Below are 14,326 nucleotides of genomic sequence, written 5' to 3'. Positions count from 1 at the left end.
GAGTCACGGTGCGGCGCAAAGTCTTTCGGAGAGTTCCCACAGTTCGGCCGCGCGCCGCCCGTCGCGGGCGTGGGGCGCGGCCTCCCCGATCCCGCAGTCTTCCAGGTAGAGGCCGCCCCGGCCGGCCAGCTCGGGGCTGACCGCGGCCCATACCTGCGTCGCCGCGCCGTGTTCGGGCATGACGAAATCGAGGAAGCCGTCGGAGGGTTCGCGGCGGGTTTCGGCGACGAGGCTGCGCAGCCGCGAGAAGTCCGAGCGCGACATGTACCGCGCGAGCGAGGTGGCCACGGTGCCCGGATGCACGGCGTAGGCGCGGATTCCCGCGTCGCGCAGGCGCCGGTCGGCTTCGATCGCGTGCAGGACGTTCGCCGTCTTGGAGGCGCCGTAGGCGGCGAACTTGTCGTATTCGCGACGCTCCCAGTTGGGGTCGTCGACGTCGACGTCACCCATCACGTGGCCGCCGGAGGACAGGATCACCACCCGGGCGCCGCCGGCGGCGGCAAGGCGCGGGACGAGCAGCCGGGTGAGCTCGAAATGCCCGAAATGATTTGTCCCGATTTGCAGTTCGAAGCCGTCCCGGGTCCGGCCAAATCGCGTGAACATGACGCCGGCGTTGTTCATCAACACGTCGACGACCGGCGTGATGTCGGCGATCGCGCTGGCCGCCGCACGCACGCTGGACAGGTCGGTGAGGTCGAGCGAGACCGTCGACGTCCGGGCGGCCGGAACCTCGGCCGCGATCCACCGGGCGGTCTCCGCCAGCGCGTCGGGGTTGCGGGCGGCCAGGATGACGTGTGCCCCCGCGGCGGCCAGCGCCCGCGCCGACTCGCGGCCCAGCCCCGACGACGCCCCGGTGATCACACATGTCTTGCCGGACAGGTCGATTCCCTCGACGATCTGCAGGGCCGTTGGACGCTCGGTCATGCGGACCAACCTATCGCCGTGGTTTGTTCGCGGCTGCAAAATCTTAACCGCCGGTGACTGGCGGCGCGGGCACGGGAGCCGGAGACTGGCATGACGAAAAGGAGTGCACATGTCTGACGGCCCAGATCAACCCGCCGACGCGGGCGATCCCGTGGTACGCGCCAACACGGAATGGCGCTCGGCGCTTGCCACATTCGGGCCCCATCACGAGTCAACCCTGACCGCGCTGCTCGCGCTGGCGTCGGCGCGCTGGACCGCCGGGGACAGCCTCGGTGCCGTCCACGACGCGAGCCAGGTACTGGCCGTCAGGCGCGAAACACTCGGAGACGAACATCCCTTTACCCTTGGCGTGGCGGGACTGGTCGCGATCTGGCGCTACCACCGCGGGGACGAGGGCAGCGTCGATGAGCTGCGCGAGCTCGTCCCGGTGATGACGCGGGTACTCGGCGTCGAGCACGCGGACACGTTATGGGCTACCCACACGTTGGCCACGGCCGAGGATGCCGGCGGTGATCCCGCCGGTCGGCTGCTGCGCTGGGTGCAGTTATGCGGTGCCGAGACACGGGTCTTCGGCCCCCGTAACGAATTAACCTTGTCCGCCGCCTACGGGGTGGCCCTGGCCCGCCACGACCTCGGGGACCCCTTCGGCGCCAGCACCGATGCGCTGATTGTCGTCGGCTACCGCCGACGACTGCTCGGCGAACACCATCCCCACACCTTGGCCGCGCAACTGTCGCGGCTGACGTGGCTGGGTGAGGCCGAGGGTATCAACGCTCACACCCTCAACGAGTTCGATGCGCTGATCGTCGCGCTGCAAAACACGCTCGGTCACGACCACGAGCACACGCTGATCGCCCGCTACAACCGCGCTGTATGGACGCCGGAGACGGCCGACGAAATCGAGCGAATTTCCGAATGGGAGGTCCTGGCTGAGGATCTCGTGCGTGTTCTCGGTGAACAGCATCCAATGACAATGGGTGCCGGCGAGAAACTCGGCGCAGCCCGCGCCGAATGGGAAGACAGCGTCAACGAGACGCGCAACATTGCTTTCGATCTGTTCGTCGACGCCGAGTCCGAGGACCGCGACATCGATGTCGTGCCCGGCAGGGACTGGATGAACCCGGGCAATCTCGACGACGAGGCCCTGGCCAAAGTCGCCGAAGACGCCGACGAACAACGCTCGGAGCGCGAAGATCTCATGGAACACGCGGTGGAAGCGAAACGGGCGCTCGCCCGCAGCGCCCGCACGCTGGGGAACGATCACATCGAAACCTTGCAATGGAGGTACTACCTCGCCTGGTGGCTCTGGAACGGCCACGAATTCGACCCGGCCGCCGCGCGTACCCGAAAGCTCATCGATGACGGTGTTCGTGTGCTCGGCGAGGACCACCCACTCATCGATGCGACGCGGACCCTCGACGCCCACATCACCAACCGCGTCTGGAGCGGGTTGAGCCCGTTCTGGGATGGGGGCGCGCTGGTGTGAGAGAGGGAAGCCGGCGGCGGTCAGCTTCGATCTCGGCCAGTGACTTCAGGGTGAGCAACTGCTTGCGCATCATCACCAGGTCCCCCAGCGCCAGGGCGTGAGCGAACAGCCGAGGCCCGCCGAACAACACGCGCGCATGCAGCCGCGAGCCCTGCCCGTCGGGCCGGATCGCATACGTGACGGCGACACCCTTGGACCGCAACGTGATCTGCCGGCCGTCGAGAAACGACCGCAACACAAAGATGGTCATGAATCGCTGCCCGACTTCGAGGCGCGTCAGCTCCGGGTCGCGTCGGCGTGGGCTGCGGCGGCCGAGGTTATCCAGGCTGTCGTAGCTGTACGGCGCCACGCGCAACTGGCACAGCCAACCGAACACGATCGACGGCGGCGCGGCGATGCTGATCGCGCGGTCCGCCCGGACGCCGGCCGAGGGCAGGAGGCCGTCACAAGGCAGTGGTGTCGTTCGCTCCCCGGGCCTGACCCCCCACGTCAGGCCGGGCATCACGAGATCGACGCCTTGCGTGAATGAACCGTCGCCGCAACGCGTTTCATCGTCCACCTTACGGCGACGCGGTGCGCGCCGGTGCCGATGACGAGCGCCCGATACGCCTTTCCGCGGATTCCCGGGAAGGCCGCCCAGGTCGCCGCGCGCAGGCGGGTGCGTCCGTCGAGCTCGTCCAGCTCGAACACCCACTGGTAGACCGCGAACCAGTGGCGGCCCTTCAGTGCGAACCGCGCCGGTGCGCGCGCTTCGTCCAGGACGAAGCCGACAGGCACGGTCGTCGGGTCTTGCGGGTCGCGGCACATCACCCGCAGCAGCGCCGACCACGTGTCTGCGCGGTGTGCGTCGATCGTTATGGCATGCTCATCGATATAGGGTAACCGTTCCATATAGAAGGACTGTACTAGATCATGGCGCCTCCGCGGAAGCATGAAACCGATGTGATCCTCGACGCCGCCCGGGCGCTGGTGCTCGGCGGCGGACCGCGCGCGGCCAGCGTGGCGGCGATCGCGAAAACCAGTGGTGCGCCCGCGGGCACGCTGTATCACCGGTTCGGGAACCGCGACGGCATCCTGACGGCGGCGTGGCTGCGCGCGCTGGAACGCTTCCAGGCCCGGGCGCTGGCCGCCGACGGGGAGACCCCGGCGGACACTGCCGTGGCGATGGCGGTGGCCGCCGTCGGCTTCGCGCGCGCCCTGCCCGAGGATGCCCGGCTGTTGTTGACGATCCAGCCGGGCGACCTGCTCGACGACGAACCCGACGCGGCCTTCCGGCAGACGCTTGCCGCGATGAACGCCCCGCTGACCGAGCGGATCGCGGCGTTGGCCCGGCAGCTGTACGGGAACGCCAGGCCGCGTTCCGTCGACGCCGTCGCGCGCGCGGTCGCCGACCTGCCCTACGCGGTGGTGCGGCGCCACGCCCATGACGATCCGATGCCGTCGTGGCTCGAAAAGGACGTCGCGGCCTCGGCGTTGGCGGTGCTAAAGAGCTTTGGCGAAACCCCTTAGCGACTCGACCTGCGCGGGATCCAAAGAGGGACGGACGGTTTCGCACGCGGCCGCGAGGTCGGCCGCCGTCACGTCGGTGGCGTCGATGGATCGGCGCATGGCGGTCAGTGCGGCCTCCCGCAGCAGCGCCACGCAATCGGCGGCGCTGTAGCCGTCGAGCCGGGCGGCCACCTCGTCGAGGTCGACGTCGGCGCTCAGCGGAACCGATTTGCCTGCGGTGCGCAGGATTTCGCGGCGGGCCTCCGCGTCGGGCGGTTCGACGAAGACCAGCCGCTCCAGCCGGCCCGGGCGCAACAGCGCGGGGTCGATGAGATCCGGCCGGTTGGTGGCGCCCAGGACGACGACGTCGCGCAGCGGATCGACGCCGTCGAGCTCGGTCAGCAGCGCGGCCACCACCCGATCGGTGACGCCCGAGTCGAAGCTCTGCCCGCGCCGCGGCGCCAGCGCGTCGACCTCGTCGAGGAAGACCAGCGAGGGCGCCGAGTCCCGGGCGCGCCGAAACAGTTCGCGCACAGCCTTTTCCGAACTGCCCACCCACTTGTCCATCAGCTCGGAGCCCTTGACGGCGTGCACGGACAGCTGTCCGGTGCTGGCCAGCGCGCGCACGACGAAGGTCTTGCCGCAGCCGGGCGGCCCGTACAGCAGCACCCCGCGTGGTGGGTCGACGCCCAGCCGGGCGAAGGTGTCGGGATGCTGCAGCGGCCACAACACGGCCTCGGTCAGCGCTTGCCGGGCCTCGGCCATGTCGCCGACGTCGTCGAGGGTGATGTCGCCGACGCTCACTTCCTCGCTGCCCGAGCGGGACAGCGGCCTGATGACGGTCAGCGCGCCGACCAGGTCCTCCTGGATGAGCTCGGGGGGACGGCCGTCGGCGCTGGCCCGCGACGCCGCGCGCAGCGCCGCCTCCCGCACCAGCGCGGCCAGGTCGGCGACAACGAAACCCGGTGTGCGCGAAGCGATCTCGTCGAGATCCAGGCCACCGGCGGGGACGTTCTTGAGCAGCGATTCCAGCAGCGCTTTGCGGGTGGCGGCGTCGGGCAGCGGCAGGCCCAGCTCGCGGTCACACAGATCGGGGGCCCGCAGCCGGGCATCGAGCTGGTCGGGCCGCGCGGAGGTGGCGATCAGGGCGACGCCCTCGCTGGCCACCGCGGTACGCAGCTCGCCCAGGATCAACGAGGCCACCGGGTCGGCGGCGGCCGGCAGGAGGGCGTCGACGTCGGTGATCAGCAGGACGCCGCCGCCGTCGCGCACCGTCTGCACCGCGGAGGCCACCGCCTTGAGCCGGTCTTCGGCGGCCAGCGCGCCGGCCTCCGGGCCGTCCAGCGTGACCAGCCTGCGGTCACCGCAGACCGCGCGGACCAGGGTCACCTTGCCCACGCCGGCCGGGCCCGACACCAGCACGCCGAGGTTGGTGCCGGCGCCCAAAGTCTTGAGCAGGTGCGGTTCGTCGAGCGCGAGCTTGAGCCATTCGACGAGCTTGGCGGCCTGCGGCTGCGTGCCTTTGAGTTCCTCGACGACCATCTCCGGCCGGGCGACTTCGACCGAGATCCGCGACGACGTCATCGCCCCGGCCGCGACATCGCCGGTGCCCCAGGTGACCAGCGAGTTGGGCTGCACGCTGACCGGCCCCGCGGGGTCGACACCCGTGACGGTCAACAGCTCCGAGGTCCAGCTGATGCCCACGGCCGTGGCCAGCGCCCGGGTGGCGGCCGAGGTGGACGTGCCGGGTCCCAGGTCGCGGGGCAGCAACGACACGGCGTCGCCCACCATGACGACCTTGCCGAGCAGGGCCTGGCGCAGCGTGACCGGCGTGATCGACTGGGTGGCCAGCGTCGAGCCGGACAGCGTCACCGACCGCGCGCCGTAGACCGTGACCGCGCCGACGACCACCGCGGACCCCTCCCGCAGCCCCGCGTTCGACAGCGTCACGTCGTCGAGCAGCGCGGTGCCGAACGGCGTGTCCGGGCCGGCGAGGCCCGCGACCGCCGCCGTGGTCCGCGAGCCGATCAGCGAAACGGCGTCCCATTCCCGAATCCCCAGTGCGGCAACGGCACTCGGATGCAGCCGGACGACGCCGCGGCGGGAGTCGACGGCCGAGGTGTTCAGCCGAGCCGTCAAGGTGAGTTGACGGGACGCGGGATTGATGGCTCCGCTCCTCAGCGGCCCGGAGCGGCCCGCATCGTCGCCGGAGCCGCCGGCCGTCACGGCACGCGCCTGCCCGGCTTGCGCAGGCCCAGCCGCGCCACCGACCGGCGGTTGGGCTGCGCCCGGCGGATCGCGCGGCGCGCGGCGCGACGCTGCTTGGGTTCGTCGTCCCATGCCTCGGGGTGGGCGGCCAGCCAGCGCTGGTTGCGGATGGCGAACGGCACGTGGCACAGGTAGGCGATGATGATCACCCAGATCAACACGTAGGGCGCCAGCACCGCCGCCGCCGCGCAGATCGCCAGGATCGCCAGCAGTGGGGCGGCCCAACTCGGCGGCACCGCGACCGCGTGCATCTTGCGCATCGGGATCTTGCTGACCATCAGGATCGAGGTCCCGGTGATCCAGATGCACAGGAACAGCGGCGAGGTCCACCAGCCGTCACCGAACTGCAGCTTGAGCCCGATCAGGCCGATCATCGAGATCGCCCCGGCCGGCGCGGGCATGCCGACGAAGAATTCGTGCGTGTAGGCGGGCTGGCTGCCGTCGTCCTGCAGCGCGTTGAACCGCGCCAGCCGCAACACGACGCAGACGGCGTAGAGCAGGATCACCACCCAGCCGGCCGGCGAGTTGGTCAGCAGCGTCACGTACAGCACGATCGCGGGGGTCACGCCGAAGTTCACCGCGTCGGCCAGCGAGTCGATCTCCTCGCCCATCCGCGACTGGGCGTCCAGGATGCGGGCCACCCGCCCGTCTAGGCCGTCCAGGATGGCCGCCGCCGCGATCAGCGCCATCGCGGCCTTGGGCTGGTGTTCGAGGGCGAACCGGATCGAGGTCAATCCCGCGCACACCGACAGCACCGTCATCGCGCTGGGCAGGATCTGCAGATTGACCGCCCGTCCGCGCGGCTTGCTGATCATGGCAGCTCGGCCAACACGGTCTCGCCGGCGATCGCGCGCTGGCCGACTTTCACCAGCGGTTCGGAGCCGGCCGGCAGGTAGGTGTCGAGTCGGGAGCCGAACCGGATCAGCCCGTAGGTGTCGCCGATCGACACCTTGTCCCCGACGTGTGCGTCGCAGATGATCCGCCGGGCCAGCAGCCCGGCGACCTGCACCGCGACCACGTCGGCCCCGCTCGGGGTGCGGATGCGCAGGCTGGTGCGTTCGTTTTCGGTGCTGGCGGCTGCCAGGTCGGCCGACCCGAAGCGGCCCGGCCGGTGCTGCACGGCGACCACCTCGCCACTGACCGGTGCGCGCTGCACATGGGCGTCCAGCAGCGAAAGGAAGATGCTGATGCGCGGTAGCGCGGTGTCGCCCATGCTCAGTTCCGCGGGCGGCGTGGCGAAGTCGATCACGCAGATCTCGCCGTCGGCGGGGGCGACGACGGCCCCGGGCCGGGTGGGCGGCACCCGTGGGGGGTGGCGGAAGAACCCCGCGCAGGCGCCCGCCGCCAGCAGGCCCGCCCGTCGCACCCAGCGGTGACGGCGGCCGGCCAGGGCCAGCGCCAGCCCGGCGCCGATGAACGGGCGTCCGGCCGGGTGCACCGGCGGAATGGCGGAGCGCACCAGCTCCAGCGCGTGTTGGGGGCTGAAGCCCGGGTCCGAAGCGGTGGGGCCGATAGTGCGGGGGCGTCGTGCCACGCGGCCATCTTACGGAGCCCGCGGTTGATTCGTGGACGCCCGCAGAGGGAACGTTGACCTTCGACATGCAACCGCACAGTGCCGACCGGTGGGCGACGCCGGTGCGTCGGGCGAAACGCGGTGTCACCGCCGCATTCATCGCCCACGGTCTGGTGTTTTCGTCGTGGGCCGCCCACATTCCGCGGGTCAAGGCCGAGCTGGGACTGTCCGACGCGGCGCTGGGAACGGCGCTGTTCGGCGCGCCGCTGGGATCGGTCGTGGCCACGCTGGCAAGCCACTGGGCGCTGCGCCGCTGGGGCAGCCACCGGCTGATCCCGGTCATGGTCGCCGGCTATGCGGCCGCGGGGACGACGGTGGGGCTGGCCAGGTCCGGGCCCGTGCTGTTCGGGGCGCTGGCGTTGTGGGGGACGTTCCAGGGGGCGTTGGACGTCGCGATGAACACCCAGGCCGCGACGGTCGAGCGGGCCGCCCGGGCGCCGATCATGGCGCGGTTTCACGGCATGTGGAGCGTCGGGACGCTGGTGGGGGCGGTGGTCGGCGCGGCCTGCGTCGGCGCGGGCATCGGGCTGACCGCGCAGCTGACGGTCCTCGGGGCGGTCGTGCTCGTCGTGGTGGGGGCCCTCACCCGTCGCCTGATGCCCGATGCGGCCGATGACGCTGGGGCGCCGCCGGGACGTACCCGGGGCGGACGGGCCTGGATGACGCCGACGGTCGCGATCCTGGCCGCGATCTCGTTCGCGTCGTTTCTGTGCGAGGGTGCGGCCACCGACTGGTCGGCCAACTACCTGCGCAACGTCGTCGGCGCCGGCCCGAGCGTCGCCGCGTTGAGCTACGCGGCCTACACGCTGACGATGGTGATCACCCGGTTCGGCGCGCCCCGGCTGCACGCGCGGGTGCCCAGTCGCCGGCTGCTTCCGGCCCTGGCGGTGGTGGCCGTCGCGGGCATGGGCGTGACGCTGGCGACCGCCAACGCCGGCGTCGGCGTGCTGGGTTTCGCCGCGTTGGGCGTCGGGGTGGCGCTGCTGGTGCCCACCGCGTTCAGCGCGGCCTACGGCGCGAGCGAAGCGGGATCGGCGATCGCCATCGTGGCGGCGACCGGTTGGCTGGGCTACCTGCTCGGCCCGCCGTTGATCGGTCACCTGTCCGGCTGGGTGGGGCTGTCGGCGGCGCTGGTCACCATCCCGGTGATGATGTCGATCGTCGCCATCGCGATCCGCTACACCCCGGCGTTCGACAAGGCCGACGAATTCCACCGGGACGTGGCCACGCCCGCGGGCTAGCGCAGATCCCAGACCTGCAGCCGGGTTCCCTCGGGCACCTCGACGACGTCTTCCGGGATATCGAGCAGCCCGTTCGCCGACGCCAGCCAGCGCAGGTGGTGCGATGCCGGCGGGCCGTAACTGGTGACCCAGCTGGCGTCGTCGCTGAGCACCGCGCGCCGGAACTGCCGCTTGCCCCGCGGCGAGGTCAGCGACTCGGCGAGGACGGCGGACCGGTGCGGGCGTTCCGGGTCCGGCAGGCCCATCGCCGTGCGCAGCGCGGGCCGGATGAACACCTCAAAGGACACCAGCGCGCTGACCGGGTTGCCGGGCAGCGTGACGATCGTCGCGCCGGCCACCCGGCCCACGCCCTGCGGCATGCCGGGCTGCATGGCCACCTTGACGAATTCCACGCCCTGGTCGCCCTCGCGCCCGAAGGCGTCCTTGACCACCTCGTAGGCGCCGGCGCTGACGCCGCCGCTGGTGATGATCAGGTCGGAGTCGGCCGCGTACCGGTCGATGATCGAACTGAATTGGGCCACATCGTCTTCGGCGGTCGCGACGGCGACCAGTTCGGCGCCCGCGTCCCGAACCGCCCCTGCCAGCATGATCGAGTTGGACTCGTAGATCTGCCCCGGCCGCAGCGCGGTGCCCGGCGTCACCAGCTCCGATCCGGTCGAGATCACCAGCACCCGCTGGCGCGGGATCGCCGGCAACTCTGCGATCCCCAGCGCCGCGGCCAACCCGAGCACGGCCGGCGTCACGACCTGGCCCCGGCGCAACACGGTGGTGCCGGGGGCGACGTCCTCACCCGCCCGCCGGATGTGCTTGCCGGCCTCGCGGGGTTCGCGGATCGACACGACGTCCACCCCGCCGTCGGTGGCCTCGACCGGGACGATCGCCGTCGCCCCCTCCGGCAGCGGGGCGCCCGTCATGATCCGGTGTGCCGTACCGGGTTGCAGCGTCAGTTCGTCGGTGCGCCCGGCCGGAATGTCCTCGGCGACCGGCAACACCACCGGGTTTTCCGGCGTGGCGGACGACGTGTCCTCGGCGCGCACCGCGTACCCGTCCATCGCGGAGTTGTCGAAGACCGGCAGCGCCAGCCGGGCCACCACGTCCTCGGCCAGCACCAGACCCTGGGCGTCGGCCAGCGCGACCGAAGCCGGCGGCCGGGAACGGATCAAATCGGTGACGACACGCTGATGTTCCGCGACTGATCGCATCGGGGCCATTATCCGCGCGTCAGACCGGGAAGCTGACGCCGGTGAGTTCTTCGGAGACGGCCCACAGCCGGCGTTGCAGTTCGGGGTCGTGGGACTGGGCGCTGGACTTGACCAGCTTCGGGTGGCCGCGCTGCTCGAGGAAGCCGTCGGGGCCGAAGTACTGTCCGCCCTGGACGGCCGGATCGGTGGCGGCCCGCAGCGTCGGCAGCGCACCCATGGCCGCGCTCTGGAACAGCACCGGGCCCAGCGCCGCCGCGGCGGGCCGCACGATCGCCGGCAGGTTGCGGGTCAGCTCGGTGTTGGAGCCGCCGGGGTGCGCGGCGACGGCGATGGTCTTCGCGTCGGGCGTGGCCGCCAGCCGGCGCTGCAGCTCGTAGGTGAACAGCAGGTTGGCCAGCTTGGATTGCCCGTACGCGGCGATCCGGTCGTACCGGCGTTCCCACTGCAGGTCGTCGAAGTGGATCGCGGCCCGCAGCCGGTGACCCAGGCTGCTGATGGTCACCACCCGCGAGTCCGGCACGGCGAGCAGGTGGTCGAGCAGCAACCCGGTCAGCGCGAAGTGGCCCAGATGGTTGGTGCCGAACTGCAATTCGAATCCGTCCGCGGTGACCTGCTTGGGCGTCCACATCACGCCCGCGTTGTTGATCAGCAGATCGATGCGCGGGTACGCCGCGCGCAGCGCGTCGGCGGCCGACCGCACCGCGTCCAGCGACGTCAGATCCAGCTGCTGCAGCGTGACATCGACTTTCCGGTCGCCTTGGCCCCCGGCGGCGACGATGCGCGACAGCGCCGCGTTGCCCTTCTCGAGGTTGCGCACCGCGAGCACGACGTGCGCACCGCGGTGGGCCAGCACGGCGGCCGCCTCATACCCGATGCCGGTGTTGGCGCCGGTGATGACGACGACGCGGCCGCTCTGATCCGGGACGTCACCCTCCGACCAGGCGCGGTTGTCTTTGTCGTTGGAAGCCATGGCCCAAAACATACTCACGAGTCAGACCCAGTAGTTGTCGTGGCGGACGAACCACTCCCGGCGTTCCTCGTCGGTCATGTCGGCCAGCGCCGCGAACCCTTCGAAGTAGGCCTCGCGGGGAGCGCCGGGCGCGAACAGCATGAGGATCGACGCCGGCTCGTCGGCCTCGTTGCGGAAACCGTGGACGCCGCCGGGCGGGACGTAGAGGAAGTCGCCCTGGTGTCCGTCGGTCCACTCGGTGCCGTCGTAGAGCTTCATCGTCCCGGAGAGCACGAAGAAGGCCTCCGACATGGCCCGGTGGAAGTGGGCCGGGGGTCCGCCGCCGGCCGGGGCGATGTCGACCCGGTACAGCCCGTAGTCGCCGGCGGTGTCTCGTTGGTTGGCCAGGTAGTGGTAGGCGACCCCGGAGGTCTCGTAGTCGGGGGGTTCGTCGGCTCGCTTGAGCCAGGCGCTGATCTCCGGCTCTTGCTGGGTGTAGCGGGCCGGCGGGTAGGGCGGCACGACGAGGGACATGGTTCCAGTGTGCGCATAGCATCGCCGTAATGGAGGCCGCGGAAGAAGTGCGCGTGCAACGGCTGCTGGACGCCGAGTGCAAGGCGGCGCAACTGTTCGACGAGATCGAGCGGCGGGCCATGATCCGCCCCGGGATCGGGGAGAAGCAGCTCTCCGACGAGATCCACGATCTCGCCGGCGAGATGTTCGGCGTGACCCGGCACTGGCATCGGCGGATCGTGCGCGCCGGGGAGAACACGCTGCAACCGTTCCACGAGCGTCCGCCGGACAGGCTGATCGTCGACGACGACATCGTCTTCCTGGACCTGGGGCCCATCTTCGAGGAGTGGGAGGCCGACTTCGGCCGGACCTTCCTGCTGGGCGACGACCCGCACAAGAAGTCCGTCCGTGATGCGCTGCCCCGGGTGTGGCAGGCCGGGCGCGACTACTTCGCCGGCCATCCCGACGTCACCGGCGCCGAGCTGTTCGACGTCGTGGTCGGGGTGGCCCGCGCGGAGGGCTTCGAATGGGCCAGCCGCATCGCCGGTCACCTGGTGGGGGAGTTCCCGCACAAGAAGATCGCCGGCCCCGGCATCGAGTGGTACATCATGCCCGGCTCGGACAAGCGGATGCGCCGCACCGACCCGCGCGGCCGCGTCTGCCACTGGATTCTCGAGATCCATCTCGTCGACCGCCCGCGCGGCTTCGGCGGCTTCTACGAGCAGCTGCTCGACCTGCCCTGAGCGGGCCGCTTCCCCGGGCCTTCTTCTTGCACTCGGCATAGGCGAGTGCTAAGAATGACTTGGCACTCGCGACCAGTGAGTGCTAGGTCGGGACGGTGAGGCCTGGGCCGCGTCAGCGGGGACACCCAGAGCCGTCCGTCGCGGGCACTGCACCCGGCCACAGCGTCCAATGGGGCGACCCGACAAACGGTCGCCCCGTGTGTCACCCCATATTTCGGAGGAATCACTTCGCAATGGCCAAGACAATTGCGTACGACGAAGAGGCCCGTCGCGGCCTCGAGCGGGGGCTCAACGCCCTCGCCGACGCGGTAAAGGTGACGTTGGGCCCCAAGGGTCGCAACGTCGTCCTGGAGAAGAAGTGGGGTGCCCCCACGATCACCAACGATGGTGTGTCCATCGCCAAGGAGATCGAGCTGGAGGACCCGTACGAGAAGATCGGCGCCGAGCTGGTCAAGGAAGTCGCCAAGAAGACCGACGACGTTGCCGGTGACGGCACGACGACGGCCACGGTGCTGGCGCAGGCGTTGGTCCGCGAGGGCCTGCGTAACGTCGCCGCCGGCGCCAACCCGCTGGGTCTCAAGCGCGGCATCGAGAAGGCCGTCGAGAAGGTCACCGAGACCCTGCTCAAGTCGGCCAAGGAGGTCGAGACCAAGGACCAGATCGCTGCCACCGCGGCGATTTCGGCGGGCGACCAGTCGATCGGTGACCTGATCGCCGAGGCGATGGACAAGGTCGGCAACGAGGGCGTCATCACCGTCGAGGAGTCCAACACCTTCGGCCTGCAGCTCGAGCTCACCGAGGGCATGCGGTTCGACAAGGGCTACATCTCGGGTTACTTCGTCACCGACGCCGAGCGTCAGGAAGCGGTCCTCGAGGACCCCTTCATCCTGCTGGTCAGCTCCAAGGTGTCGACCGTCAAGGACCTGCTCCCGCTGCTGGAGAAGGTCATCCAGGCCGGCAAGCCGCTGCTGATCATCGCCGAGGACGTCGAGGGCGAGGCTCTGAGCACCCTGGTCGTCAACAAGATCCGCGGCACCTTCAAGTCGGTGGCCGTCAAGGCCCCCGGCTTCGGTGACCGCCGCAAGGCGATGCTGCAGGACATGGCCATCCTCACCGGTGGTCAGGTCATCAGCGAAGAGGTCGGCCTGTCGCTCGAGAGCGCCGACGTCGCCCTGCTGGGTAAGGCCCGCAAGGTCGTCGTCACCAAGGACGAGACCACCATCGTCGAGGGCGCCGGTGACTCCGACGCCATCGCCGGCCGGGTGGCCCAGATCCGCAGCGAGATCGAGAACAGCGACTCCGACTACGACCGCGAGAAGCTGCAGGAGCGCCTGGCCAAGCTGGCCGGCGGTGTTGCGGTGATCAAGGCCGGGGCCGCGACCGAGGTCGAGCTCAAGGAGCGCAAGCACCGCATCGAGGACGCCGTGCGCAACGCCAAGGCGGCCGTCGAGGAGGGCATCGTCGCCGGTGGTGGCGTGGCCCTGCTGCACGCCACCCCGTCGCTGGACGAGCTGAAGCTCACCGGTGACGAGGCGACCGGCGCCAACATCGTCCGCGTGGCGCTCGAGGCTCCGCTGAAGCAGATCGCCTTCAACGGTGGTCTGGAGCCTGGCGTGGTGGCCGAGAAGGTCCGCAACTCGCCCCCCGGTACCGGCCTGAACGCCGCCACCGGTGAGTACGAGGACCTGCTCAAGGCCGGCGTCGCCGACCCGGTGAAGGTGACCCGTTCGGCGCTGCAGAACGCGGCGTCCATCGCGGGGTTGTTCCTGACCACCGAGGCCGTCGTCGCTGACAAGCCGGAGAAGGCCGCCGCACCTGCCGGCGACCCGACCGGTGGCATGGGCGGTATGGACTTCTAAGAAGTCAACGAAAAAGCCCGGTCCCGTTGGGGGCCGGGCTTTTTCGTGCGCGCCGAGCGTGAACTCACGGCGGGAATTTC

The 14,326-nt window shown here is 70.4% G+C and carries 14 protein-coding genes; 5 read left to right on the top strand and 9 right to left on the bottom strand.

Annotation, left to right across the window (positions count from 1 at the left end; all coding sequences use genetic code 11):
• Positions 1-3: 3 nt before the first annotated feature.
• Positions 4-924 (bottom strand): SDR family NAD(P)-dependent oxidoreductase, encoded by a 921-nt coding sequence (locus JF781_RS10480; protein WP_225328410.1) that lies wholly within the window; start codon positions 922-924, stop codon positions 4-6.
• A gap of 109 nt (positions 925-1,033) precedes the next feature.
• On the opposite strand from JF781_RS10480, the gene JF781_RS10475 reads away from it, so the two are divergent.
• Positions 1,034-2,410 carry a tetratricopeptide repeat protein gene (locus JF781_RS10475; protein WP_225328409.1) on the top strand — a complete coding sequence of 459 codons (1,377 nt, stop codon included), beginning with the start codon at positions 1,034-1,036 and terminating at the stop codon, positions 2,408-2,410.
• Here the strand turns inward: JF781_RS10475 and JF781_RS10470 are convergent.
• Both JF781_RS10470 and JF781_RS10465 read right to left on the bottom strand, forming a co-directional pair.
• Entirely contained in the window at positions 2,352-2,912 is a 561-nt protein-coding gene (locus JF781_RS10470) for a hypothetical protein (RefSeq protein ID WP_225328408.1), read from the bottom strand. The genes JF781_RS10475 and JF781_RS10470 overlap by 59 nt on opposite strands.
• Positions 2,912-3,301 carry a hypothetical protein gene (locus tag JF781_RS10465; protein ID WP_225328407.1) on the bottom strand — a complete coding sequence of 130 codons (390 nt, stop codon included), beginning with the start codon at positions 3,299-3,301 and terminating at the stop codon, positions 2,912-2,914. The genes JF781_RS10470 and JF781_RS10465 overlap by 1 nt, the downstream gene beginning before the upstream one ends.
• A 21-nt stretch (positions 3,302-3,322) precedes the next feature.
• On the opposite strand from JF781_RS10465, the gene JF781_RS10460 reads away from it, so the two are divergent.
• Positions 3,323-3,919, top strand: a complete 597-nt coding sequence (locus tag JF781_RS10460) for a TetR/AcrR family transcriptional regulator (protein ID WP_225341163.1) — start codon at positions 3,323-3,325, stop codon at positions 3,917-3,919.
• On the opposite strand, the gene JF781_RS10455 is transcribed toward JF781_RS10460, so the two are convergent.
• From JF781_RS10455 to JF781_RS10445, 3 genes are read right to left on the bottom strand one after another with little or no spacing between them, the layout of a single operon-like run.
• Positions 3,893-6,064 carry an AAA family ATPase gene (locus JF781_RS10455; protein ID WP_225328432.1) on the bottom strand — a complete coding sequence of 724 codons (2,172 nt, stop codon included), beginning with the start codon at positions 6,062-6,064 and terminating at the stop codon, positions 3,893-3,895. The genes JF781_RS10460 and JF781_RS10455 overlap by 27 nt on opposite strands.
• A 56-nt stretch (positions 6,065-6,120) precedes the next feature.
• The gene (pssA, locus tag JF781_RS10450; RefSeq protein WP_225328405.1) at positions 6,121-6,981 is read right to left on the bottom strand and encodes a CDP-diacylglycerol--serine O-phosphatidyltransferase; all 861 of its coding nucleotides are present in this window, start codon (positions 6,979-6,981) and stop codon (positions 6,121-6,123) included.
• Entirely contained in the window at positions 6,978-7,700 is a 723-nt protein-coding gene (locus JF781_RS10445; RefSeq protein WP_225328404.1) for a phosphatidylserine decarboxylase, read from the bottom strand. The genes pssA and JF781_RS10445 overlap by 4 nt, the downstream gene beginning before the upstream one ends.
• A 65-nt stretch (positions 7,701-7,765) precedes the next feature.
• Between JF781_RS10445 and JF781_RS10440 the strand changes: the two genes are divergently transcribed.
• Positions 7,766-8,980 (top strand): MFS transporter, encoded by a 1,215-nt coding sequence (locus JF781_RS10440; RefSeq protein WP_225328403.1) that lies wholly within the window; start codon positions 7,766-7,768, stop codon positions 8,978-8,980.
• Here the strand turns inward: JF781_RS10440 and glp are convergent.
• The 3 genes from glp to JF781_RS10425 are packed head-to-tail and all read right to left on the bottom strand — an operon-like array spanning position 8,977 to position 11,665.
• Entirely contained in the window at positions 8,977-10,182 is a 1,206-nt protein-coding gene (glp, locus tag JF781_RS10435; RefSeq protein ID WP_225328402.1) for a gephyrin-like molybdotransferase Glp, read from the bottom strand. The genes JF781_RS10440 and glp overlap by 4 nt on opposite strands.
• 19 nt (positions 10,183-10,201) lie before the next feature.
• On the bottom strand, positions 10,202-11,152 hold the full coding sequence (locus JF781_RS10430; RefSeq protein ID WP_225328401.1) for an SDR family NAD(P)-dependent oxidoreductase: 951 nt from the start codon (positions 11,150-11,152) through the stop codon (positions 10,202-10,204).
• A gap of 21 nt (positions 11,153-11,173) precedes the next feature.
• Positions 11,174-11,665, bottom strand: coding sequence for a cupin domain-containing protein (locus tag JF781_RS10425; protein WP_225328400.1), 492 nt, complete (start codon positions 11,663-11,665; stop codon positions 11,174-11,176).
• 29 nt (positions 11,666-11,694) lie between these two features.
• On the opposite strand from JF781_RS10425, the gene JF781_RS10420 reads away from it, so the two are divergent.
• Both JF781_RS10420 and groL read left to right on the top strand, forming a co-directional pair.
• Positions 11,695-12,387, top strand: a complete 693-nt coding sequence (locus tag JF781_RS10420; protein WP_225328399.1) for a M24 family metallopeptidase — start codon at positions 11,695-11,697, stop codon at positions 12,385-12,387.
• 233 nt (positions 12,388-12,620) lie between these two features.
• Entirely contained in the window at positions 12,621-14,246 is a 1,626-nt protein-coding gene (groL, locus tag JF781_RS10415) for a chaperonin GroEL (protein ID WP_225328398.1), read from the top strand.
• Positions 14,247-14,326: the final 80 nt, after the last annotated feature.

Source organism: Mycobacterium sp. WUMAC-067 (assembly GCF_020217485.1).
GTDB lineage: Bacteria > Actinomycetota > Actinomycetes > Mycobacteriales > Mycobacteriaceae > Mycobacterium.
Note: the sequence above shows the minus strand (reverse complement) of the source record. Positions and strands in the feature narration are given on the sequence as shown.

Coding starts and splice junctions, on each gene's coding strand:
- JF781_RS10470 (WP_225328408.1), bottom strand. CDS start 2,912: ATGCCCGGCCTGACGTGGGGGGTCAGGCCCGGGGAGCGAACGACACCA.
- JF781_RS10425 (WP_225328400.1), bottom strand. CDS start 11,665: ATGTCCCTCGTCGTGCCGCCCTACCCGCCGGCCCGCTACACCCAGCAA.
- glp (WP_225328402.1), bottom strand. CDS start 10,182: ATGCGATCAGTCGCGGAACATCAGCGTGTCGTCACCGATTTGATCCGT.
- JF781_RS10480 (WP_225328410.1), bottom strand. CDS start 924: ATGACCGAGCGTCCAACGGCCCTGCAGATCGTCGAGGGAATCGACCTG.
- JF781_RS10430 (WP_225328401.1), bottom strand. CDS start 11,152: ATGGCTTCCAACGACAAAGACAACCGCGCCTGGTCGGAGGGTGACGTC.
- groL (WP_225328398.1), top strand. CDS start 12,621: ATGGCCAAGACAATTGCGTACGACGAAGAGGCCCGTCGCGGCCTCGAG.
- JF781_RS10465 (WP_225328407.1), bottom strand. CDS start 3,301: ATGGAACGGTTACCCTATATCGATGAGCATGCCATAACGATCGACGCA.
- pssA (WP_225328405.1), bottom strand. CDS start 6,981: ATGATCAGCAAGCCGCGCGGACGGGCGGTCAATCTGCAGATCCTGCCC.
- JF781_RS10475 (WP_225328409.1), top strand. CDS start 1,034: ATGTCTGACGGCCCAGATCAACCCGCCGACGCGGGCGATCCCGTGGTA.
- JF781_RS10420 (WP_225328399.1), top strand. CDS start 11,695: ATGGAGGCCGCGGAAGAAGTGCGCGTGCAACGGCTGCTGGACGCCGAG.
- JF781_RS10460 (WP_225341163.1), top strand. CDS start 3,323: ATGGCGCCTCCGCGGAAGCATGAAACCGATGTGATCCTCGACGCCGCC.
- JF781_RS10440 (WP_225328403.1), top strand. CDS start 7,766: ATGCAACCGCACAGTGCCGACCGGTGGGCGACGCCGGTGCGTCGGGCG.